Origin of the sequence: Tessaracoccus lacteus (genome assembly GCF_029917005.1) — a bacterium.
Taxonomy (GTDB): domain Bacteria; phylum Actinomycetota; class Actinomycetes; order Propionibacteriales; family Propionibacteriaceae; genus Arachnia; species Arachnia lactea.
The window spans coordinates 2,751,550-2,773,851 of record NZ_CP123967.1 but is presented as its reverse complement, the minus strand read 5'-3'; the positions used below and the strand labels follow the sequence as shown (position 1 = coordinate 2,773,851).

Sequence of the window (22,302 nt, the reverse complement as noted above, 5' to 3'; positions counted from 1 at the left end):
GAGCTGACTAGGAGTTATGCTGGCTGTGAGGTGTGTGCCGGGTTCATTGTACTCATGGCGGTGTCACCTGCCGGGGTTTGATGCTGGCGCTTGGGCCGCCCCGTCAATGCCGCACAACCGTCCCCGACTGGGCCTCGGCAAACCGGGAGACTTGACCGTGGTAGCGACCGCTCGGCGGGGTGAAGAGTCGACGCCTAGTACAGTCGTCCAAGCGTGGTAGCCGTGTGGCATTGGGTGACGACGCTAGGACTTGAGACGGAGGCGACGTGCGAGGTCGACTGAACCGAGCGATTGAAGCTCGTAAGCGCGAGAGACGCAAGAGGGTGGGGCTCCAGGCGGCGCAGGAGTCCTTCCGGGCCTCGCCTTGGGGTCAGATTCCTGATGTCCTTCATGGCCGTGTGGTGGTGCTGGCGAACGAGCCCGTGCCGTACCTCAGGAAGGCGCTCAAGGACAGAGGTTGCATCCGGCCCGCGATGTTGGCAGCCCAAGGCCAGCGGAAGGGCTGGCGGCAGATCTCGGGGATCAAGGCCGTGCACAGACTCATGTTGGCCCGCGGGCCCTTCGACACCATTCTGGCGGAGACCGGTGTCTTCAACAGGCCTGAGCTGCTGCGTGAGCTCCTCTACTACCTCGACGACGGCGGCCACTTCGTGCTCGTCGGGGACACCTCGGCGCTGGCCGAGGGGCAGGCGGAGCGTCCCCTCGACTCCCTACTCAAGAACAGCAAGCGGGAGAACCTGCCGCGGGAGGCGCGCGACGGATTCGCCCACGCCGTTGGGTCGCTGCGGGCCACCGACAAACTGCTGATCGTCCAAAAGTCCGGGCTGCACTTCGTCCCGATCCTCGAGGACGAGCTGTCGGCGGACTTCGCCCGACGCCTCGGCTGGGACTGGGTGGAGGTGCGCGAGGTGGAGCCGGCGAGGCCGTACGAGTTCACCTCGATCGCGACGATGAACATGCCTCAGTACGAGAAGCGTTTCCGCAAGAAGGGCACGCTGCCAGCTCGGCGGATCCGGATCTACGACGACGTGATCGTCGCCCCACGGCAGGTGGTCACCAAGGGCGTGGCCCTGCTGCCCGAGACATTCAGGCATTACCGGTCGGCGAAGATCCACACGCGACGTGCGGCCACCTGGGTCAATGACCGGTTCATGCGGCTACAGGAGCCGAGGGTCGAGGTGGTGGACCTGCCCGGCACCTACCTGAACCTGGACTCCGAGTTCGTGCACATCTACGGGCACCTCGTGACGGAGGTCGTCAGCAGGCTGTGGGCGTGGGACGAGTTGAAGAGCGAGTTCCCTAACCTGAAGGTTCTCGTCGGCCTCTACGAGGGTCGCGAGGAACTCCCGCCGTGGTTCATACGCACCCTCGTCTCGTACGGGATCCCCGCCGAGGACATCGTCGCGTTCAGTGGGTCCGTACGCGTCGAGCGGCTCATCGGCGTCACGCCCCTGTTCTCAATGCCCTTCGTGGCTCACCCGAAGCTGCTGGACGTGTGGGCGCGCATGCGCGACACGCTGGCGGCTGAGGTCCCGGACGGCGTCACTACCCCCGACCGGATCTTCGTCGCGCGGCGGACCTCCGTGAAGCGCAACTGCCGCCAGGAGGAGGAGCTGCTGGCCTTCTTCCGGCAGCACGGCTTCGAGATCTTCTACCCCGAGGATCACGACGTGAGCGTCCAGGCCCTGACGTTCAAGAATGCGTCGGTCATCGCCGGCTACGGCGGCAGCGGAATGCTCAACGGCATCTACGCCCGGCCGGGACAGCAGTGGATCGTCGTCGCCCCGGACACTTATGGGGCGATGAACGAGTACCTGATCTGCGCCCTCTTCGGTAATCCGATCCACTACTTCTACGGGCCGGCCGAGATCCGGCATCCTAGGGGCCGGTGGTCGGTGTTCGCCTTCAAGTCCGACTACGATTTCGACCTTGCGACCGATGGCGCCGGGCTGACGGAACTCCTCGAATCCTTCGTCCCGCCATCCCTGGCCCTCTGACATGGCAGTCGCCCGCGGCCCGAGCCGCGGGCGACCATGTGTTCAGAGTTCAGTCGGTGCCCGCGTCGAAGGCAGACCGCAGCCCGGCCGCGTCCATGTCTTCGGTGTCGGAGGCGGCGACGGTCTCGGCGATCGCCTTGGACTGTCCCTTGTCGATCGTGCCGAACAGTTCGGCCTGGGCGCCGCCGAGGGTGCCCTGGGCGGCGTAGAGCTCGAGCTTCTCGCGGGAGTCGGCGATGTCGAGGTTGCGCATGGTCAGCTGGCCGATGCGGTCGACGGGGCCGAAGGCGGAGTCCTCGACGCGCTCCATGGACAGCTTCTCGGGCTGGTAGGAGAGGTTGGGGCCGCGGGTGTCGAGGATGGTGTAGTCGTCACCGCGCCGGAGCCGCAGCGTGACGTCGCCGGTGACGGCGGACGCGACCCAGCGCTGCAGGGACTCGCGCAGCATGAGTGACTGCGGGTCGAGCCAGCGGCCTTCGTAGAGCAGACGGCCGAGCCGCAGGCCCTCGGACCGGTAGTTCGCCAGCGTGTCCTCGTTGTGGATGGCCGACAGCAGACGTTCGTAGGCAATCCACAGCAGCGCCATGCCGGGGGCCTCGTAGATGCCGCGGGACTTGGCCTCGATGATGCGGTTCTCGATCTGGTCGCTCATGCCGAGGCCATGGCGTCCACCGATGCCGTTGGCCTCCATGACCAGGGCGACGGCGTCGTCGAAGCGCTTGCCGTTGATGGCGACGGGGCGGCCGAGCTCGAAGGCGATGGTCACGTCCTCGGTCTCGATGCTGACCGACGGCTCCCAGTACTTCACACCCATGATGGGCTCGACGGTCTCAAGCGAGACGCTGAGCTCCTCGAGGGTCTTGGCCTCGTGCGTCGCGCCCCAGATGTTCGCGTCGGTCGAGTACGCCTTCTCCTTGGAGTCGCGGTAAGGGAGGTCGCGCTCGGTGAGCCACTGGCTCATCTCGTCGCGCCCGCCGAGCTGCGAGACGAAGTCCTCGTCGAGCCACGGCTTGTAGATGCGCAGCTGCGGGTTCGCCATCAGGCCGTAGCGGTAGAACCGCTCGATGTCGTTGCCTTTGTACGTCGACCCGTCGCCCCAGATGAAGACGTCGTCCTCGGCCATGGCGCGTACCAGCATTGTGCCGGTCACGGCGCGGCCGATCGGCGTGGTGTTGAAGTAGGCGCGACCCGCCGAGCGGATGTGGAAGGCGCCGCACGCCAGGGCGGAGAGGCCCTCCTCGACGAGCTGCGGGCGGCAGTCGACAAGGCGGGACAGCTCAGCTCCGTACTGCAGGGCGCGGCCGGGCACCGACGCGATGTCGGGCTCGTCGTACTGGCCGATGTCTGCGGTGTAGGTGCAGGGCACCGCGCCGGCCTCGCGCATCCACGCGACTGCCACCGAGGTGTCCAGACCACCTGAGAATGCGATGCCGACGCGCTCGCCGACAGGAAGAGAAGTCAAGACTTTGGACACGCGCGTCACTCTAGTTGATCCTGGCGCCGTGCCGACGAGGGCATCACCGACCGGCCAGGGGGAAAGCGAGCGTCAAGGGGACAGCGGGGTAGACTGCACGCGGATATGACCGCTTGGCCGAGAAGAAGGGGCCCCGACACGTGTCTTTGGCGCAGATCGCCCAGGAAGCTGGGCTGCCCAGGGTCGGTGCCCGACCACCGCTTTTCCGCTATCTCGGCGAGGTGTGGCAGCGTCGCGAGTTCATCGCAACCATGGCCCGCTTCCGGATGCGCTCCGAGGTCGAGGGCAACCGCCTCGGCATCGTCTGGATCGTGCTGCGGCCGCTGCTCAACGCGCTGATCTATGGCCTGATCTTCGGCCTGCTGCAGGGCAACAGCCGGCCTGAGGGCTACGCGGCCTACGTGGTCGTCGGCGTCTTCATCTTCGAGTTCTTCACGGGGTGCTTCAACGACGGGTCCAAGTCGATCTCCGGCAACCGCAACCTCGTGCAGTCGCTGAACTTCCCGCGCATGACTCTGCCTCTCGCGACGGTCGTCCAGCGGTTCCTGAGTCTGTGCATCACGCTCGTGGTGCTGGTGCCGATCCTGGCGATCTTTGGTCACTACCCCCGCTGGGAGTGGCTGCTGATGGTCCCGCTGTTGGCGCTGTTCACCCTGTTCAACACGGGCATCGCGTTCATCACGGCGCGCCTGACCGTGCATGTGGCGGACCTGTCGCAACTGCTGCCGTTCGTCAGTCGGATCCTCTTCTACACCTCCGGCGTACTGTTCAACGTCAAGACGATCCTCGAGCACCATCCTGCGATCCTGACGCTGTACGACTACCACCCCATCTACCAGGTGCTTCAGATCTCCCGCAGCATCCTCGTGGAGAGTGGGAGCTACCCCCTGCACTACTGGCCGATGCTCGCCGGCATCTCCCTGGCCACCCTCATTCTGGGCGTGCTGTTCTTCTGGAGTGCCGAGGAGCGTTATGGTCGCGATTGACAAGCTGCCGGACCGCGGCGCCCCCGTCGTCGTGGTCGACGACCTGCACGTGAAGTACCGCGTGTACGCCACCGGCCGGGCCGCCAAGGATCGCAGCGGCCTGCTGGCCAAGACCCGTGGCATCCGCGAGGTGCACGCGCTGAAGGGCGTTTCCTTCGTCGCCTACGAGAACGAGTCCATCGGCGTGATCGGCTCAAACGGCTCCGGCAAGTCGACGCTGATGCGTGCCCTCACGGGCCTTACGCCTCCTGCCTCGGGCGCCGTCTACGCCCGCTCGCGCCCCAACCTCCTCGGCGTCGGCGCGGCGCTGCTGCCCAACCTCTCGGGCGCCCGCAACATCATCCTCGGCGGCCTCGCGCTGGGGTACACCCGGTCCGAGGTCAAGGAACTCGAGCCGGGCATCGTCGACTTCGCCGAGCTGGGCGAGTCCATCGACCTGCCCATGCGCACGTACTCGTCAGGCATGCAGGCGCGACTGAAGTTCTCCATCGCGGCCGCCCGTCAGCACGACATCCTGATCATCGACGAGGCCCTCGCCGTCGGAGATCGGCGGTTCCGCAAGCGTTCGGAGGCCCGGATTCGCGAGATCGCCGAGACCGCAGGCACGATCTTCCTCGTCTCGCATTCCATGGGGTCGATCCGCGACACCTGTCAGCGCACCATCTGGCTCAACAAGGGCACGCTCATGATGGACGGCCCGACCGACGAGGTCATCGAGGCGTACGAGGCGACCAGGAAGTGACCGACGACCTGCCCCGCCCCGCAAGCCCGACCCTTGAGGAGCTGCGCCGCGTCGTGCAGCCCGAAGCCGTGATGAGCCGCGCGATCGCGGAGCACTGGACCGGGACGCTGTACATGCGGCGCCTCTCGGTGCACCTGACCTGGCTACTGGTCCGCACGCCCATCAGCGCAAACGGAGTCACGTTCCTGATGATCGTCGCCGGGTTCCTGGCCGGCCCCGCGCTGCTGCTGCCCGGGATCTGGGGCCCGCTGCTGGCCGCGCTGCTCGCGCAGTTCCAGATGTTCCTCGACTGCTCCGACGGCGAGGTCGCGCGCTGGCGCCGGACCATGAGCCCGAAAGGGATCTTCCTCGACCAGATCGGGCACTACTCCGCCGAGGGCTCCATCGGGCTCTTCCTCGGCATCAAGGCGGCCGGCATCCTCGCGGCCGGCGACGCCGCCACGGTGACCGACTGGCAGTTCGCTTTCCTGGGCGCCCTGCTGATGGGCGGTATCTGGTTCAACAAGGCCCTCAACGCCATGGTGGTCCTCGCCCGCACGAACTCCGGCCTGGAGAAGCTGCCCGACACCAACGCCGTGCGCCAGATCACCGGCACCGGCGCGATGGCGATGCTGCGCCGCGTCGCCCGTTTCGTGCCGTTCCACCGCATCTTCCACTCGATCGAGCTGACTCTCGTTTCGCTGGTCGTCGGCGTCGTCGCGCTGTTCTTCGCCGACCCATCGATCGTCTGGCGCGCCTATGTCGTCGCCCTGACCGTCCTGATCTGGGTGGTCGTCGTCGGGCACTTCGTGGCGATCTGGAAGTCCCCGAGGCTGCGCGCATGACCGCCGGGCCGCCGACGTTCGGTGTCGTCATGCTCACCATGGGGCGGCGACCCGAGGGCCTGGCGCGGGCCATCGACTCCGTGCTGATGCAGACGGGCGTCACCACAGACATCGTGGTCGTCGGCAACGGCTGGAACCCCGTCGGTCTCCCCGAGGGTGTGAAGGGCCATCACCTCCGCTCCAACCTCGGCATCCCCGCCGGACGCAACGCCGGCGTCGAGGACGTCTCCGGCGAGTTCCTGTTCTTCCTCGACGACGACTGCGCCCTACTCGACGAGGGGCACCTCGCCGAGTGCGCCCGCCGCTTCCATGCCAACCCGAAGCTCGGCATGATCCAGCCCCGCATGGTCGACCCGGACAACCCCGGCGACGAACCCGGCCGCTGGGTCCCGCGCATGCGCAAGGGCGACGCGACCGACTCCGGCCCCGCCTTCTCCGTCATGGAGGCCGCCGTCGTGCTCCGGCGCGATGTCTTCGACGCCACCGGCGGCTGGCCCGGCACCTTCTTCTACGCGCACGAGGGCATTGAGCTCGCCTGGCGGGTGTGGGACCAGGGCATGCGGACCGAGTACCACGGCGACCTGCGCGCCGCCCACCCCGTCGTGCACCCCACCCGCCACGACGAGTACTACTTCATGAACGCCCGCAACCGCGTCTGGCTCGCCCGCCGCTGCCTGCACTGGCCGTTCTCGTGGGCCTACGTCGGCACCTGGACGCTCGTGCAGCTGGTGCGGGAGCGCGACCCACACGCCCTGCGGACGTGGTGGTCGGGCTGGCGCGACGGCTGGAAGTCGTCGCCGTGGGGAGACGGACCGCGGCCACGCAAGCTGCGTTGGTCGACGATCTGGGAGATGACCCGACACGGGCGTCCCCCGGTCGTGTAGACAGGAACCGAAGGCAACGATGCTGACCAGGATCAGATCAAGAGAGGGACCCAACCGATGAAGGGAATCATCCTCGCGGGCGGCTCGGGCACGCGCCTGCACCCGCTGACACTCGGCGTGTCGAAGCAGCTCATGCCCGTCTACGACAAGCCGATGATCTACTACCCCCTGACCACGCTGATGCTCGCGGGAATCCGCGAGGTGCTCGTCATCACGACGCCGCACGACCAGGCGGGTTTCCAGCGGCTGCTCGGCGACGGGTCGCAGTACGGCATCGAGATCAGCTACGCCGTGCAGGAGGTCCCGAACGGGCTGGCCCAGGCGTTCGTGATCGGCGCGGACTTCGTCGGCGACGACTCGGTCGCGCTCGTGCTGGGCGACAACCTGTTCTACGGGCCCGGCCTCGGGTCGCAGCTGCGGCGCTTCGGCGAGATCGATGGCGGCGCCGTCTTCGCGTACTGGGTCGCCGATCCCACCGCCTACGGCGTCGTCGAGTTCGACGCGGACCACCGCGCCGTCTCGATCGAGGAGAAGCCGGCCGAGCCGAAGAGCAACTACGCGGTGCCGGGCCTCTACTTCTATGACAACGACGTGGTCGCCATCGCCCGCGACCTCGAGCCCTCGGCGCGCGGCGAGTACGAGATCACCAGCGTCAACGCCGAGTACCTGAGCCGCGGCAGGCTGGGCGTGCACATCCTGCCGCGCGGCACCGCGTGGCTCGACACCGGCACGTTCGACTCGCTGCTCGACGCCTCCGACTTCGTCCGCACGATCGAGCACCGCCAGGGCATGAAGATCGGCTGCCCGGAGGAGGTCGCCTGGCGCAACGGCTGGCTGACCGACGACGAGCTCACCGCCATCGCGACCCCACTCACCAAGTCCGGCTACGGCGACTACCTGCTCCAGCTCATCGCAAGAGGAAAAGACAAGTGAAGAAGATCCTGGTCACCGGCGGAGCCGGATTCATCGGCGCCAACTTCGTGCACCACCTGATGGCGCACACCGACGCCTCCGTCGTCGTGCTCGACAAGCTCACCTACGCCGGCAACGAGGCGTCGCTCGCCGACGTCCCCGCCGACCGGATGGAGTTCGTGCACGGCGCGATAGAGGACGCCGAACTGGTCGACCGGCTTGTGGCAGGGGTCGACGCCGTCGTCCACTTCGCCGCCGAGTCGCACAACGACAACTCGCTGAGCAACCCGCGCCCCTTCCTCGACACCAACATCGTCGGCACCTACACCATCCTCGAGGCCGTCCGGAAGCACGGCGTCCGGCTGCACCACATCTCGACCGACGAGGTCTACGGCGATCTCGAGCTCGACGATCCCGCCAAGTTCAGCGAGACCACCCCGTACAACCCGTCGAGCCCCTACTCGGCGACCAAGGCCGGCAGCGACCTGCTCGTGCGCGCCTGGGTCCGGTCCTTCGGCGTGCAGGCCACCATCTCGAACTGCTCGAACAACTACGGCCCCTACCAGCACGTCGAGAAGTTCATCCCCCGCCAGATCACCAACGTCATCCGCGGCGTGCGACCCAAGCTGTACGGCACCGGGGAGAACGTGCGCGACTGGATCCACACCGACGACCACAGCTCGGCGGTGCTGCGCATCCTCGAGCGCGGCGAGATCGGCCAGACCTACCTGATCGGCGCGAACGGCGAGCGCAACAACAAGGACGTCATCGAGGACATCCTCGTCCTGATGGGCCAGCCCCGCGACGCCTACGACCACGTCTCCGACCGCCCCGGCCACGACCTGCGCTACGCGATCGATGCCACCCGGCTGCGCACCGAGCTCGGCTGGGAGCCCGCCTACACCGACTTCGAGGCCGGGCTGAAGGCCACGATCGACTGGTATGTCGCGAACGAGGCCTGGTGGGCCCCGCAGAAGGATGAGACCGAGGCCAAGTACGCCAAGGTGGGCCGATGACGACGCTCGGGCAGCCGCTCAGCATCGAGACCACGCCGATCGACGGGCTGCTCGTCGTCCGGCTCCAGCTGCACGGCGACGCCCGCGGCTGGTTCAAGGAGCACTGGCAGCGCGAGAAGATGGTCGCGCTCGGCCTGCCCGACTTCGGGCCGGTGCAGCAGAACGTCTCCTTCAACGCCCCCGTCGGCGTCACGCGCGGCCTGCACGCCGAGCCGTGGGACAAGTACGTCTCCGTCGCGAACGGCCGCGCCTTCGGGGCCTGGGTCGACCTGCGTGAGGGAAACGGTTTCGGCACCACGTTCCACCTTGAACTCGCCCCCGACGTCGCCGTCTTCGTCCCCCGCGGCGTCGCGAACGGCTTCCAGACGCTCGAAGAGAACGTCAACTACATGTACCTCGTGAACGACCACTGGTCGCCCGAGGCGCGTTACGCACTCGTCAACCTCGCCGATCCGATGGCGGACGTCCCGTGGCCGATTCCGCTCGCCGAGGCCGTGGTCTCCGACAAGGACCTCGGCCACCCGATGCTCGACGCGGTGGCCCCCGTCGCGGCTCGCGAGACGCTCGTGATCGGCGCCGACGGCCAGCTGGGCCGGGCGCTCCGCGAACAGCTGGGCGAGGCCGGCGTGCGTTACGTCGACCGGGACGAGTTCGACATGACCGACCCGGCCGTTGTCGCGGGCTACGACTGGCGCACCATCGCCACCGTCATCAACGCGGCCGCCTTCACGGCCGTCGACGCGGCCGAGACGCCCGAGGGCCGTCGCGCAGCCTGGGCCGTCAACGCCACCGCGCAGCGCGACCTCGCGCTGGCCTGCCTCCGTCACGACCTCACCTTCGTGAGCGTTTCCACCGACTACGTCTTCGACGGGACGGCCGCGGACCACACCGAGGATGAGCAGCTGGCGCCCATGAGCGTCTACGGCGCTTCCAAGGCCGCCGGCGAGCTGATCGTCAGCATGGTGCCCCGCCACTACCTGGTCCGTACCTCCTGGGTGGTCGGCGACGGCGCCAACTTCGTCGCCACCATGGCTCGGCTGGCGAAGAACGGCGTCGACCCCACCGTGGTAGACGACCAGCACGGACGCCTGACCTTCGCCGACGATCTGGCCGCCGCCATCCTCCACCTGCTGAAGGTGGGCGCCCAGTTCGGCACCTACAACTTCTCCAACAGCGGACCCGCCGGCACGTGGTTCGACGTGGCCCGCGCCACCTTCGAGCTCGTCGGCGAGGATGCGCAGCGGGTGTCCCCGGTGACCACCGAGCAGTACCTGAGCGGCCAGCCGGCCGACCGGCTGGTGGCTCCCCGCCCCGTGAACAGCACGTTCGACCTGGCGAAGATCGAGCGAACGGGCCTTGTCATCCCCGATTGGCAGGACCGGCTGCGCAGCAGGCTCATAGCAGGCTGACGGTGCAGTCGACCCTTCGGGCTTCCTGAACGTGGGCCTCTCGATGTGGAAACGGGCGACGTTCAGGGTAACGTGACCCCGGCATGACCTCGAGAAGTGAAGGTGGGGACACATGGAGGCGCAGATGCCCGGAGCCCTGGGGCGGTGGGCCAAGAGGCTGACCGTCGGCCTGATCAGTGGCGCACTGCTGGCCACCTCGGCCTCGTTCGCGGCCGCCGACACGACCACGACGCCGACGCCCCCGCAGACCGCGCCCGCGGTGGCCGTCGGGAACGTGACGATCAGCATGCCGACCGCCCAGTACGTGGGCGTGAAGTCCTACGCCACCGGCAAGGTGAGCGGCTTCACCGGCCAGGTGACGGTCAAGGCGCAGGTCTACGTCGACGGCGCCTGGAAGAGCGGCACCCCGGTCACGGTCGCCGAGGGCGGCACCTACAAGCTCCTGCTGTCCACCGGCACGCACACCAAGGGCTCCTGGAAGTGGCGGGTGACGGCCTCCGACACGGCCGGCACCACCGCGACGACCGACACCCATACCCTCAAGCGCGTCGCCACCCCAAGCGTCACCGCCTCGACCACCCGCTACCGGGCCGTCGGGTCGACGGTGAAGCTGACGGGCAAGCTGAAGGGCTTCCTGCCGGGCAAGGTCACCGTCGAGTCGCAGGTCCGGGTCAACGGGGCCTGGAAGACGCTGTCGAAGACCACCACGTCGTCGACGAGCTACTCCGTCTCCGCGCAGTACAAGACCGGCACGCTGGCCACCAACAAGTTCCGCGTGCGCGCGACGCAGGGCTCGACGAGCGTCGGTTCCGACTCCGTCAAGGTCACCCGCGTCCCGAAGAAGTCCGCCAGCATCAACAAGGACCGAGTCAAGCTGCTTGGCGCCTCCACCTATGCCACCGGCACCGTCAAGGGCTACACCGGCAAGGTCACCGTCGCCGCCCAGGTCCGCTCGAACGGCAAGTGGGTCACCAAGACCAAGAAGACCATCTCCGTGAAGTACAACGGCACGAAGTACTCGCTCCCGCTGACGTACAAGGAGGACCACACCGGCACCGTGAAGTGGCGCGTGCTGGTCACGCAGGGCTCGTCGCGCACCGGATCCTCCAGCATGAAGATCACGCGCACGCTCAAGGGCATCGACAGCCGCTGCCTCACCGGCCGGGTCCTGTGCATCTCGAAGGATGACCGCAAGCTGCGGTGGATGATCGACGGGAAGATCGTGACGACTCTCGACGCCCGCTTCGGCGCCTCCTCCTCGCCGACCCGCAACGGCTCCTTCACGGTGTTCCGCAAGTCGCGTGACCACGTCTCGTCGATCTACGGGTCGTCGATGCCCTTCGCGATGTTCTTCTCCGGCGGCCAGGCCGTCCACTACTCGGCCGACTTCGCTGCCCGTGGCTACGCCGGCGCTTCGCACGGCTGCGTGAACATCCGCGACTACGCGGCCATCAGGTCGCTGTTCGACAAGGTGCGGCTCGGAGACAAGGTCGTCGTCTACAACTGACGGCCAGCTGAACGAGAGAAACTGCCCCGGAGCAACGCTTCGGGGCAGTTCTGCGCTCTGTTGGACCGGTATCAGCCGAAGCGAACCTGCTCCGACCTCGCCCGCTCGATCAGCGAGGCGATGGCCAGGCAGTCGGCCCGGCGCAGCTTGAACGACTCCCGCGACCCGTCGCGGATCATGGACACGAACTCGGCGAGCTCGTAGCGCAGGCCGTCACCGTCGAACTTGTAGTAGTACTTCCGGTTGTCCCGGGGATCCTCGAAGCGCGTCTCAAAGTACTCCGTCAGCCACCAGGGTGCAGGGACGTAGAGGTAGCCGCGGGTGCCGGCGACGACCAGCTCTCCCTCGGCCTTGACGCCGAGGCCGACCTTCGCCGTCGCGATGGCGTCGGGATAGTCGACGTCGATGCGCGCGAACTGGTCGACGGCGCTGTCCTCGGGGTGGAAGACGCGGGTGGTGACGGCCGACGGCGAGTCGCCCAGCAGCTTGGTGATGGCGAGCAAGGGATAGGAGGCCAGCTCGGAGATGGCCCCACCGTCGGGGCCCTTGAGCTCCCGACCGCCCTTCACGAGCTTCGTGAAGGTGGCGTCGACCGAGCGGATGGCGCCGATGCTGCCGCCGCGCGCGATGGCAACCATGCGCTGGAAGCCGGGGGAGAAGGCCGTCTTGAGGGCCTCGAGCAGGATCAGGTCCTTCTCGTCGGCGAGGGTGTAGAGAGCCTCCAACTCGGCGCGGTTCAGCGAGATCGGCTTCTCGCAGAGGACGTGCACCCCGGCCTCCAGCGCCTTGCGGGCCAGGTCGACGTGCGTCCCGTGCGGGGTCGCGATGTAGACGGCCTCGACGTGGTCGAGCAGGTCCTCGAGGTTCTCGTTGGCCCACTGCAGCTCGAAGTCCTCGGCGAACTCGATCGCGCGGGCATGGCGACGGCTCCACACGGCCTCGACGTTGACGCCGGAGACGAACTTCGACTCCCGGACGAAGCGCGACGCGATCCGGCCGGAGCCGAGGACGCCCAGCCGGATGACCCCGCCCCCGTTGACCTCACGCAGCTTTGTGCTGGAGATGCCCTTGGTGCGATCGAGGTACACCACGTCGCAGTAGTCGCGTAGGTAGTCGAACTTGCCGACCCAGTCGGAGCCGATAGCGAAGATGTCGACCGCGTAGCGCTGGATGTCGTGGATCTTCTGGCCCTCGTACTCCTCGACGATGACCTCGTCGGCGAGCCCGGACGCGGAGACGTTGCGGATGCGCTCCACCAGCGATTGAGACACGTTCAGCTTCCCGCGGGAGTCGTCGTAGGCGTCGGAGGTGACGCCGACGATGAGGTGGTCCCCCAGCTCCCGTGCCCGTTCCAGGAGCCGACGGTGGCCCTCGTGGAAGAGGTCGAACGTTCCGTAGGTGATGACCCTCGTCACTGGGGGCTGCCTGCCTTTCTGGGTGCTGAAGGGGTGCTCAGTGCACCAGGACGATCTTGCCGACGTTGTCGCCGCCGACGAGCTGCTCGTGGGCGCGACGGACCTCGCCGAACGGGATGCGGGTCTCGGGGGACAGCCGGATGCGCCCGTCGGCGAGCATCGGCCACACCTCCTGCTCCACGCGTCGGCAGATCGCGGCCTTGGCCCCGAGGGGCTTGAAACGCAGCGACGTGGCGGTGACCATGGCCTGCTTGCTCAGCAGCAGCCCGATGTTCAGGGTTCCCTTCACGCCGCCCTGCATGCCGATGATGACCAGTCGGCCGCCTGGCTTCAGCGCCTTGACGTTCAGCTCGAGGTATTTCGCGCCGATGATATCGAGGATGACGTCAGCCCCGCCGGTCGCCTCCTTGAGCTCCGCGGCCCAGTCGCCGTGGTAGTCGAACGAGAACGACGCGCCATGCTCGAGGCTGTGTCGGACCTTGTCCGCGCTGCCCGCCGTCGAGACCGCAGTGGCGCCGAGAGCCTTGGCGTACTGCGTCGCGAACGTGCCGATGCCGCCGGCCCCGCCGTGTACGAGGAACACCTCGCCTGCGGAGAGCCGGCCGACCTCGAGGTTGGACACCACCGTGGCGGCGACCTCCAGGACGCCGGCGGCAGACACGAGGTCCACGCCCGGCGGAGGCCCGACCAGCTGCCCCTCGGGGGCGATGAAGAACTCGGCGTAGCCGCCGCCGGCCAGCAGTGCGACGACCTCGTCGCCCCTCTTCCAGCGCGTGACGGCGGGCCCGACCTCCTCCACGACGCCGGACGCCTCCAGACCGATGATGTCGGTGACACCCTTCGGCGGCGGGTAGTGGCCCTGTCGCTGCAGCACGTCGGCGCGGTTCACGCCCGACGCGACCGTCCGCACCAGGACCTCGCCCGGCCCGGGGCGGGGCGTCTCGACCTCGCCGATGGTCAGGGCGTCGACGTCTCCGGGGGTCTCCACGATCACAGCTCGCATGAACTCAGCCTAGTCGGCGAGTTCCCTGAGCATGGTGGACCGGTGAGCGTGTCGGCCGTGCCCTTCGACAGGCTCAGGGAACCGGAGGGGCTCAGGGAACCGGAGGGGCTCAGGGAACTGGAGGGGTAGAGGGCCGGACTACTTATTGCTCGCGAAGCGGCGGAAGAAGCGGCCCGCGTTGATGATCGATTTCTGCACGGCGGGCGGGGCCTGCTCGAACTCCCGGGCCGTCTTCTGGGCGGCAAGCGCCTGCTTCTGGTAGTTCTCGTAAGTCCGGCGGAACTTTCGGGTCACCTTCACCTTGTACTCGGCGACGGACGTGCCCTCGTAGCGGGGCAGCTCCTCGCGCAGCTCGTCGAACGCATAGGCGGTCGCCTCGCTCGTGGGGGCAAAGATCCCCTTCAGGCCCGAGAAGAGGGTCTCGTACACCGTCATGAGGAACGCCTCGTCCTTGTGCACGCCTTCGGCCATGGCCTTCTCCAGTGCCGGGATCACCTCGGAGGCCTTCCATTTCTCGACGGGCAGGGCGCGGTCGCCGAGGCCGACGGACTCGTAGAAGTAGGGAACCTTGAAGTTCCAGGACAGACCGATAGCGGGGATGCCGTAGGCGAATGCGGCGATCGACGCGTGGAGGCGGTAGGCGATCACGCCGTCGCAAGCGCTGAGCTGGGTGTGGAGCTCCTCGGGCGAGTTGACCGTGACGGCGACCTTGCGCATCGGGAGGCGCTTCTCCTTGACGAGCGCGTCGAGGAAGACCTCGTCGGAGAAGTGCCCCGTGGTGAACAGGCGGTAGTCGTAGCCGCGGGCGGTGAGGTCCTTGATGACCTCCAGCCAGAACTTGCGCTGCGCGCTCTCGGAGAACTTGATGCCGTTGTCCTTGAAGATCCCGGCGCGGGTGACGACCAGGCCGATCCGCTTGGCGCCGTCGGCCTGAGCGGGGACCCTCGCGCCCTTGACGTCCGAGAACACCGCGTCGGCGAAGACCGCGGGGTCGGAGACGTGGGCGACGGCGACGTCCGTGCCCTCGACGTACTTGCGCACGGAGTCGATGTCGTCGCGCGTGGTGATCTGTCGGACGACCGGCATGGCCAGCGCAGCCTTCAGCTGCTGTGACTTGGGGTTCGTCGCGCTGTAGGGCTCGACGCCTATGCTGGAGAACAGGACCGGGACGCCGTACTCCTGTGCCAGCTCGATCGTCCGGATCGTCCGCAGGTAGAAGTTCTGGTATGAGTAGTTGAACAGTGGTGCGCCGCCGAAGATCACGACATCGGAGCGGGAAATCGACTTGCGCGCGGAGGCGAGGAGCTTCTCGTCACCGCTCTTCAGGTAGGCCTTCGAGATGATGCCTGCTGCTCGGCTCTCGATCGTGAACCCGTCGGGGGCGATGCCGAGGTTCTTCATTGCGCCCTTGATCAGGGAGATGGCTGACGCTTCGATCAGCTGGTCACCGACATTGTCAGAGTCCCTGTTGGTCAGCAGAAGGATCCGGATGGGCTCTCCGGGCACGTACTGCTTCACGGGCATGGCGGACGCGGCAGTCTGTTCTGAAGTCACCGCGTCATCCTACAGTGGGAGATCCGGATCCCCGCCGTAGGTCGGTCAGTACGCGTGGCGGCGATACGCCTCGTAGGTACGCCGCAGCTTGCGGGTGACCTTGCCCCGGTAGTCCTTCTCGGTGGTGCCGGCGTAACGTGGCAGCTCGGTGTGAAGTTCGGCGTACGTGTAGGGCTTCGCGGTCGAGCCGGGAGCGAAGACACCCTTGAGCCCAGCGAAGAGGGTCTCGTAGACCGTCATGAGGAATGCCTCGTCCTTGTGCACGCCTTCGGCCATCGCCTTCTCGAGAGCAGGGACGATGTCCTCGGCGGTCCACTTCTCCACGGGCAGCGCACGGTCGCCGTGCCCGACGGACTCGTAGAAGTAGGGGACCTTGAAGTTCCAGGAGAGCCCGATGGATGGGATGCCGTAGGCGAAGGAGGCGATCGACGCGTGGAGGCGGTACGCGATCACGCCGTCACATGAGCTCAGCTCCGCGTGGAGCTCCTCGGGCGAGTTGACAGTGAAGGTGACCTTGCCCGCTGGGACCTTGTCGTCCTTCACCAGCTGGTCGAGCAGCACCTCGTCGGCGAAGTGGCCGGTGGTGAAGAGATGGTAATCGTATCCGCGAGCCTTGAGATCGCGGATGATATCGAGCCACAGCTGGCGCTGCTTGCCGGCCGTGAAGTCGATCTTGTTGTCGGCGAAGATGCCCGCGCGGGTGACGACGAGGCCGATCTTCTTCTTCCGCTCGGGAACCGACGCGGTCGGCGCCGCCGGGGAGGGGACCGTCGACGGGGTCTGGGTCGGCTTGGGTCGGTGGAGGACCTTGCGGAGCCGCTGCTCGACAGGGCCGGGCAGGGCGCCGACGACCCGGGCCCGGAGCGAGGTGGGTGCCGCGGGGGCGGGCTTCGGTGCCGGCCGTGCAGCCTTCGGCTTCGGGCTGAACACGATGTCGGCGAACACCGCGGGGTCGGAGACATGGGCGACGGAGACGTCGGTGCCGGCGACGTACTTGCGCAGCGAGTCGATGTCGTCCCGGGTGGTGATCTGGCGCACGACGGGCAGCGCCAGCGCCTTCTTGAGCTCCATGGACTTCTCGCTGGCCTCGTCGTACTTCTCAACGCCGATGCTGGAGAAGAGCACGGGCACGCCGTACTCCTGCGCGAGCTCGATGGTGCGGATCGTGCGGAGGTAGAACAGCTGGTAGCGGTAGTTGAACAGCGGCGCGCCGCCGAAGATGACGACGTCGGACTCCGAGATGGACTTCTTCGCCGACTCGATCTGCTTGGGATCACCGGTCTTCATGTAGGCCTTGGTGATCATCCCCGCGGCCCGGCTGTGGATGCTGAATCGGTTCCGCGCGATCCCGAGGTTCTGCATCGCGCCCTCGATCAGCGAGATGGCGGAAGCCTCGATCAGCTGGTCCCCGACGTTGTCCGAGTCGCGGTTTGTCAGAAGGAGGATCTTGAACTGGTCGCTCTGGTCGGGAGTCGTCTGCGCGGCGGTCACGGCGGTCATCCTACAGGCCCGAGTTGAGCGGACCTCGGAGGCGTTAGCTCTTGTAGGCACGGGCGCGGTAGCCGTCGTAGAGGCGTCTCATCTTCCGCGTGACTTTCGCTCGATACTCCGTGGGGCCGGTGCCCGGGTACCGGGGGAGCCGCTCCCTGAGCTCGTGCGACGCGTAGCCGACCGCATCGCTCTCCGGCGCCAGGACACCCTTGAGGCCCGCGAACAGCGTGGTGTAGACGGAGGCCAGCTGCTCCTCGTCCTTCAGCACGCCCTCGGCCATGGCCTGCTCAACCGCGGGTACCACGTCCGTCGCGGTCCAGCGTTCGTGCTCCAGGGCCCGCTCCGGGTACCCGATGCCCTCGAAGAAGCTGGTCACCTTGGGGTTCCATGACAGGCCGATGGCGGGGATGCCGTAGGCGAATGCGGCGACGGACGCGTGGAGGCGGTAGGCGATCACGCCGTCGCACATCGCGAGCTGGGCACGCAGCTCCTCGGGGGAGTTCACGGTCAGGGCGACCTTCTTGGCGGGAATCCCGTCCTCGCGCACCATGAGGTCGAGAAGCACCTCGTCGGCGAAGTGTCCCGTGGTGAAGAGTCGGTAGTCGTAGCCGCGGGCGGTGAGTTCGACGATGACGTCCTGCCAGAACGCGCGCTGTTTCTTGGCAGTGAACGGGATCTGGTTGTCCTTGAAGATGCCTGCCCGCGTGACCATGAGGCCGATGCGCTTCTTCTCGCGCGTGGCGGCGGGCTTCCGGGGAACGACCACGTCCGTGTAGACGGCCGGGTCCGAGACCAACGCGATGGGGGTGTCGGTGCCCGCGACGAACTGCTCGAGTGAGGCGAGGTCATCGCGGGTGGTGATCTGTCGGACGACGGGCAGCGCCAGCGCCTCCCTCAACGCGATCGCCTTGGGGTTCTCCCCGTCGAAGGCCTCGACCCCGATGCTGGAGAGGATCGCTGGGACGCCGAACTCGTGGGCGATCTGGAGGGTCTTGATCGTCCTGAGGTAGAAGTCCTGGTACGCGTAGTTGAACAACGGTGAACCGCCGAACACGAGCACGTCTGCCTTCGAGATCGCCTCCCGGGCCGGCTCGAGGAGCGAGGGGTCCTCCGTGAACCGGTACCTGGTCGGGACGAGCTCAGCGTCGCGGCTGTCGATCTCGAACTGCTCCCCGGTGAAGCCGAGGTTGCCCATCGCGGCGCGGATCAGGGAGATGACGCCGGCCTCGATCAGCTGGTCGCCGACGTTGTCCCAGTCCCTGTTGGTCAGCAGCAGGATGCGGATCACGTGCATCAGCGGCCCTCGTAGCTGCGGAGCATCCGGTCGATGCCGTGTTCCAGGTCCACCAGTGCCTTCCAGCCCAGCGCCTCCAGGGCAGAGCTGTCGAGCCCGAGGAAGGCGCTGCTGTTGTAGGCGCGGTCGTCGGCGTGCTCCGGGTTGGAGAACACGCGCTGCAGGTTCTTCTCGGGGCGGGCCTTCGTGAAGTGCAGGGCGAGGTCGCGGATGCTGACCATGCCGTTCGCGTCGGCCACGTTATACGCGCGGTCGGTGCCGAGCAGCAGCGCGGAGAACATGCCCGCGACAGCGTCGGCGACGTAGGTGTAGGTGCGCATCGCGGCGCCGTCGCTGTTGAGGACGATGTCCTCGCCGCGCACGACGTTGGCGGCGAAGTCGGCCTGCACACGGCCGTCGTCGAGCGCCATGCCGGGGCCGTAGATGTGGCCGAAGCGCACGATACGTGCGTCGAGGTCGTACTGGTTCGCGTAGACCGAGGCGATGGTCTCGGCGGCACGCTTGCCCTCGGAGTAGCTGGCGCGCGGGTTCAGGATGTCGAAGCCGCCGTAGGAGTTCTCCGGGATGAGCCGGACGCCCTCCGGTTGCGCGCCGTAGACCTCCGACGAGCTCATCAGCACGAACCGGCCGGCGCCCTTGGCGACGCACAGGTCGAGCAGGTTGAAGCTGCCGAGCAGGTTGGCCTTGATGGTGGCGACGGGGTCGGAGGCGTGCAGCGCGGGGCGCGCGGCGCTGGCGCCGTGGATCACGACGTCGAGGTCGCCGTCGAGGTCGTGCAGCTGCGTCACGTCGGTGGCGAGCAGCCGGAAGTCGGGCCGGTTGAGGACCGGGCCGAGGATGCGGCGGGCCTTCTCCTCGTTGCGGACCAGCCCGATGACCGTGATACCCGCATCGCGGGCGTCGTTGAGGCCGAGCAGCGTGTGGACGACGTAGGAGGGGAGCATGCCGTTGGCTCCGGTGACCAGCACCGTCTTTCCACTGAGCTCATCCCAGGGCAGGTCGCGGCCGATGATCTCGGCGACGTCCTCGCCGATGACGGGGGGAAGGGACTGCATCACATGCCCACGATCTGCTGGGTCTCCAGCACGTCGAAGTAGGTGCGGCAGACGTAGAAGTCCTCCGCGGTGGTGATCTTGATGTTCGAGCGGGGGCCCTCGACCCGGAACAGCTGGCGGCCATGTGTGGCCATCAGGGTGCAGGAGTCGATGGAGTTGGTCTCGCCCTCCTCGACGGCTAGGTCGTACAGGGCGAGGATCTCGTCGAGATGGAAGGTCTGCGGGGCCTGGGCCGCGTAGATGTGGTCGCGTGGGATGACCTCGGTGATGGTCTCGTCGGCGCTGACGGCGACGGTCTCGTTGTTCTTGGTGCACGTGATGGCGTTGCCCTTTGTACGCGCCATCTCGATGTTCTCCGAGATCAGCGCGTCGTTGATGAGGGGACGGACGCCGTCGTGCAGCAGCACGATCACGTTGGAGGGGTCCTCCACGTCGGCGGCGATGGTGCGGAGCGCCTTGTGTCGGGATTCCTGGCCGGTCTCGCCGCCGTTGACGACCCACTGGCACTTGGTGATCTCGTGCTTGCGGAGCAGCTTCTCGGTGAGATCGCGCCAGTCGGGGTTGGTGGCCAGCACGATGGCGTCGATCTCCGGGTGGTTCTCGAACTTCTCCAGCGTGTGGATCAGGATCGGCTTGCCGTGGATCTCCAGGAACTGCTTCGGCAGCGCCTTGCTGTTCATGCGGGAGCCGATGCCCCCCGCGAAGATGACCGCGATGTTGGTGCTCAACGGAGTTCCTTCTCCTCGTTGTCGGTGGCCTGGGGGGCCGCCACGTCCGCGTGGTGCTCGGGTGTCACGGCCTCTGCCGGGGGCTCGCCGAGGATCAGCCAGTCGATGACCCGGTCCGAGGAATGGGTGTCGATGTTATCGAAGTTCTCCTTGCGGAATTGATCGCCGCGCCACGTCTCGAAGTCCTCGTCGCGGATGGCGGTCAGCAGCTCGTCGAAGGTGTGGCAGACCTTACCCGGGGCGGTCTCCTCGTAGGGGCGGTGGAAGCCGCGCACCGACGAGTAGACCTGCTCGTCATAGGCGAAGAACAGCATGGGGCGCTTCAGCAGTGAGTACTCGTAGATGATCGACGAGTAGTCGGTGATGAGCAGGTCCGTGACGAGCAGCAGGTTGTTGCCGTTGCGGTAGCTGGCGACGTCGATGAAGCGGTCGCGCATGTGCTCCGGGATCGGCACCTGGCCGGGGATGAAGTGGTGCATGCGGAACGCCACGACCGTGTCCTCGCCGCACAGCTCGTACAGCGCCTCGAAGTCGATCTTGTCGTACGGGTACGTTGCCTCCGCCGCGCCGCGACCGCGGAACGTCGGCGCGAACATGATGACCTTCTTGCCCTTGAGTTGCGGGAACGCCTCGTAGGCGTCCTGGCGTGCGGCCGCCTGGTCGGCCGGATCGAGGAAGGTGTCGATGCGGGGCAGGCCGGTCGGGATGACCGCCTCCTCCTCGATGCCGAAGGCCTCGGAGTAGACGTGCTTGAGGTGGCGCGAGCCGGTGATCGTGTACGTGTACTTGCGGTGCGCGTTCGTCAGGCCGGGGGAGCCGAACTTGCCGAAGCGGCTGTAGCCGACGCTCTTGAATCCGCTGCCGGCGTGCCACAGCTGGATGACCTTGGTCGCGGGGCTCAGGTTCAGCCAGCCGAGCGGGGGGAAGTAGTCGTCGAGCAGGATGATGTCGGCCTTGCCCATCTCCTGCAGCAGCTTCACGAAGCCGAGGCTCGTGGCCGAGTGGCGGGTGCGGAACGAGTAGTGGAAGTCGTAGGTCCTGTCGAGGCCCCGCTCGAGCATCCGGTCGCGCACCGCGAGCAGGTTGCCCTCGATGCCCTCCCGGGCCTCGGAGGCGAACAGGATCCGGGGTCGGCGCACGGTGCCGGGCTTGTCGGTGACGGCCCGCTTGATGCGCTCGGCCTGGAGAGACCGCTCGTAGATGTCCTTGGCCAGTTGGCGCTTCTTCGCGGTTGAGGTCCACGACTTGATGATGGCCCTGGTGCGCTTGACCGGATGCAGGACGGGGGACGGTTTCTTCTTGGCGCCTCCCCCGCGACCGAAGCTGTAGGCGCGCATCGCGAACAGCGGGCTCTCGCTCTCGGTGATGCCGAAGGAGACGGTGTAGGCGCTCTTGTTGCCGGCGTAGAGGAAGACGCGCGAGTGGTCCTCGAGGGCGTCCAGCTTGTCCAGCGGCCACCGGGCGCCGACGACGGCCCCGGCCTCGGTGCCGTTGTCGAGCCAGGCGTAGAACTTCCAGGTGCCGTTGGGCAGGAACTTGCGGTTCGCGAACGTAGACAGGCTGATGTGGATGCGGTAATGACCCTCGGCGAGGTGTACCCAGTCGACATCGTGGCCCTGGCTGACGTCGCGGATGAAGACGCACCCGAGCGTCGGGAGGACGCCGGAGTCGACGGACTCTTCGTCCTGGTCGAAAGCTGCGGTCCGACGAGCGCCCTCGACCGACTCCTCGTCGGCGTCCCCGCCTTCCTCGGCCTCCAGGTCTGGGTCGCTGTCGTCGGCGTCGTGTTCGCTGATGGGCGCGAGGCCCGGGCCGCTGACGGGGCGTGCGGGAGCGACGGCCGGAGTGGGAAGGTCCGCGAGTCTCCGGATGGGAGCAGCGGGGAGTACCGGCTGTCTGTCCGACAGATCCCAGTCCGGCGCCCAGGTAGCACTCAGGTCGATGGTGAGGTTGACCCGCTCCCACGTGATCGACGTGATCGTGAACTGGGTTGGCATGCGATTCCTCTCTG

18 protein-coding genes are annotated in these 22,302 nt (G+C 67.2%); 9 read left to right on the top strand and 9 right to left on the bottom strand.

Annotation, left to right across the window (positions count from 1 at the left end; translation table 11 throughout):
• Positions 1–530: 530 nt before the first annotated feature.
• Entirely contained in the window at positions 531–1,997 is a 1,467-nt protein-coding gene (locus QH948_RS12915) for a glycosyltransferase family 61 protein (RefSeq protein WP_281144749.1), read from the top strand.
• A 49-nt stretch (positions 1,998–2,046) separates the two neighbouring features.
• On the opposite strand, the gene argG is transcribed toward QH948_RS12915, so the two are convergent.
• Positions 2,047–3,480 carry an argininosuccinate synthase gene (gene argG, locus QH948_RS12910; RefSeq protein ID WP_281144748.1) on the bottom strand — a complete coding sequence of 478 codons (1,434 nt, stop codon included), beginning with the start codon at positions 3,478–3,480 and terminating at the stop codon, positions 2,047–2,049.
• A gap of 131 nt (positions 3,481–3,611) precedes the next feature.
• Here argG and QH948_RS12905 point away from each other — a divergent pair, with 131 nt between their 5' ends.
• From QH948_RS12905 to QH948_RS12870, 8 genes are all read left to right on the top strand, one after another.
• Positions 3,612–4,457: an ABC transporter permease gene (locus tag QH948_RS12905; protein ID WP_281144747.1), complete on the top strand. Its 846-nt coding sequence runs from the start codon at positions 3,612–3,614 to the stop codon at positions 4,455–4,457.
• The gene (locus tag QH948_RS12900; RefSeq protein WP_281144746.1) at positions 4,444–5,199 is read left to right on the top strand and encodes an ABC transporter ATP-binding protein; all 756 of its coding nucleotides are present in this window, start codon (positions 4,444–4,446) and stop codon (positions 5,197–5,199) included. Before QH948_RS12905 ends, QH948_RS12900 begins: the two co-directional genes overlap by 14 nt.
• Positions 5,196–6,023 carry a CDP-alcohol phosphatidyltransferase family protein gene (locus QH948_RS12895; RefSeq protein ID WP_281144745.1) on the top strand — a complete coding sequence of 276 codons (828 nt, stop codon included), beginning with the start codon at positions 5,196–5,198 and terminating at the stop codon, positions 6,021–6,023. Before QH948_RS12900 ends, QH948_RS12895 begins: the two co-directional genes overlap by 4 nt.
• Positions 6,020–6,907: a glycosyltransferase family 2 protein gene (locus QH948_RS12890; RefSeq protein WP_281144744.1), complete on the top strand. Its 888-nt coding sequence runs from the start codon at positions 6,020–6,022 to the stop codon at positions 6,905–6,907. The genes QH948_RS12895 and QH948_RS12890 overlap by 4 nt, the downstream gene beginning before the upstream one ends.
• Positions 6,908–6,964: 57 nt before the next feature.
• Positions 6,965–7,840 carry a glucose-1-phosphate thymidylyltransferase RfbA gene (rfbA, locus tag QH948_RS12885; RefSeq protein WP_281144743.1) on the top strand — a complete coding sequence of 292 codons (876 nt, stop codon included), beginning with the start codon at positions 6,965–6,967 and terminating at the stop codon, positions 7,838–7,840.
• Entirely contained in the window at positions 7,837–8,835 is a 999-nt protein-coding gene (gene rfbB / locus QH948_RS12880; protein WP_281144742.1) for a dTDP-glucose 4,6-dehydratase, read from the top strand. Before rfbA ends, rfbB begins: the two co-directional genes overlap by 4 nt.
• Entirely contained in the window at positions 8,832–10,244 is a 1,413-nt protein-coding gene (locus tag QH948_RS12875) for a sugar nucleotide-binding protein (protein WP_281144741.1), read from the top strand. The genes rfbB and QH948_RS12875 overlap by 4 nt, the downstream gene beginning before the upstream one ends.
• 112 nt (positions 10,245–10,356) lie before the next feature.
• Entirely contained in the window at positions 10,357–11,751 is a 1,395-nt protein-coding gene (locus QH948_RS12870; protein ID WP_281144740.1) for a L,D-transpeptidase, read from the top strand.
• A gap of 71 nt (positions 11,752–11,822) precedes the next feature.
• Here QH948_RS12870 and QH948_RS12865 read toward each other — a convergent pair whose 3' ends face one another.
• The 8 genes from QH948_RS12865 to QH948_RS12825 all read right to left on the bottom strand — a co-directional run bounded on the left by QH948_RS12865 (position 11,823) and on the right by QH948_RS12825 (position 22,288).
• Positions 11,823–13,166, bottom strand: a complete 1,344-nt coding sequence (locus QH948_RS12865) for a Gfo/Idh/MocA family oxidoreductase (RefSeq protein ID WP_348634929.1) — start codon at positions 13,164–13,166, stop codon at positions 11,823–11,825.
• A 37-nt stretch (positions 13,167–13,203) separates the two neighbouring features.
• The gene (locus QH948_RS12855; RefSeq protein WP_281144739.1) at positions 13,204–14,169 is read right to left on the bottom strand and encodes an NAD(P)H-quinone oxidoreductase; all 966 of its coding nucleotides are present in this window, start codon (positions 14,167–14,169) and stop codon (positions 13,204–13,206) included.
• Positions 14,170–14,307: 138 nt separating this feature from the next.
• Positions 14,308–15,723, bottom strand: a complete 1,416-nt coding sequence (locus tag QH948_RS12850; protein WP_281144738.1) for a polysaccharide pyruvyl transferase family protein — start codon at positions 15,721–15,723, stop codon at positions 14,308–14,310.
• 45 nt (positions 15,724–15,768) lie between these two features.
• A complete protein-coding gene (locus tag QH948_RS12845) occupies positions 15,769–17,214 on the bottom strand; it encodes a polysaccharide pyruvyl transferase family protein (protein ID WP_281144737.1) in 1,446 nt (481 codons plus the stop codon).
• Between the two features lie 43 nt (positions 17,215–17,257).
• Positions 17,258–18,508: a polysaccharide pyruvyl transferase family protein gene (locus tag QH948_RS12840; RefSeq protein ID WP_281144736.1), complete on the bottom strand. Its 1,251-nt coding sequence runs from the start codon at positions 18,506–18,508 to the stop codon at positions 17,258–17,260.
• Entirely contained in the window at positions 18,508–19,563 is a 1,056-nt protein-coding gene (locus QH948_RS12835) for an NAD-dependent epimerase/dehydratase family protein (protein WP_281144735.1), read from the bottom strand. The genes QH948_RS12840 and QH948_RS12835 overlap by 1 nt, the downstream gene beginning before the upstream one ends.
• Complete coding sequence (locus QH948_RS12830) at positions 19,563–20,291, bottom strand: IspD/TarI family cytidylyltransferase (protein WP_281144734.1); 729 nt, start codon at positions 20,289–20,291, stop codon at positions 19,563–19,565. The genes QH948_RS12835 and QH948_RS12830 overlap by 1 nt, the downstream gene beginning before the upstream one ends.
• Entirely contained in the window at positions 20,288–22,288 is a 2,001-nt protein-coding gene (locus QH948_RS12825) for a CDP-glycerol glycerophosphotransferase family protein (RefSeq protein WP_281144733.1), read from the bottom strand. The genes QH948_RS12830 and QH948_RS12825 overlap by 4 nt, the downstream gene beginning before the upstream one ends.
• Positions 22,289–22,302: the final 14 nt, after the last annotated feature.

Excerpts from the sequence above, each read along its gene's own strand:
- QH948_RS12890 (WP_281144744.1), top strand. The coding sequence starts at position 6,020 with ATGACCGCCGGGCCGCCGACGTTCGGTGTCGTCATGCTCACCATGGGG.
- QH948_RS12840 (WP_281144736.1), bottom strand. The coding sequence starts at position 18,508 with ATGCACGTGATCCGCATCCTGCTGCTGACCAACAGGGACTGGGACAAC.
- rfbA (WP_281144743.1), top strand. The coding sequence starts at position 6,965 with ATGAAGGGAATCATCCTCGCGGGCGGCTCGGGCACGCGCCTGCACCCG.
- QH948_RS12870 (WP_281144740.1), top strand. The coding sequence starts at position 10,357 with ATGGAGGCGCAGATGCCCGGAGCCCTGGGGCGGTGGGCCAAGAGGCTG.
- QH948_RS12900 (WP_281144746.1), top strand. The coding sequence starts at position 4,444 with ATGGTCGCGATTGACAAGCTGCCGGACCGCGGCGCCCCCGTCGTCGTG.
- QH948_RS12825 (WP_281144733.1), bottom strand. The coding sequence starts at position 22,288 with ATGCCAACCCAGTTCACGATCACGTCGATCACGTGGGAGCGGGTCAAC.
- QH948_RS12855 (WP_281144739.1), bottom strand. The coding sequence starts at position 14,169 with ATGCGAGCTGTGATCGTGGAGACCCCCGGAGACGTCGACGCCCTGACC.
- QH948_RS12835 (WP_281144735.1), bottom strand. The coding sequence starts at position 19,563 with ATGCAGTCCCTTCCCCCCGTCATCGGCGAGGACGTCGCCGAGATCATC.
- QH948_RS12875 (WP_281144741.1), top strand. The coding sequence starts at position 8,832 with ATGACGACGCTCGGGCAGCCGCTCAGCATCGAGACCACGCCGATCGAC.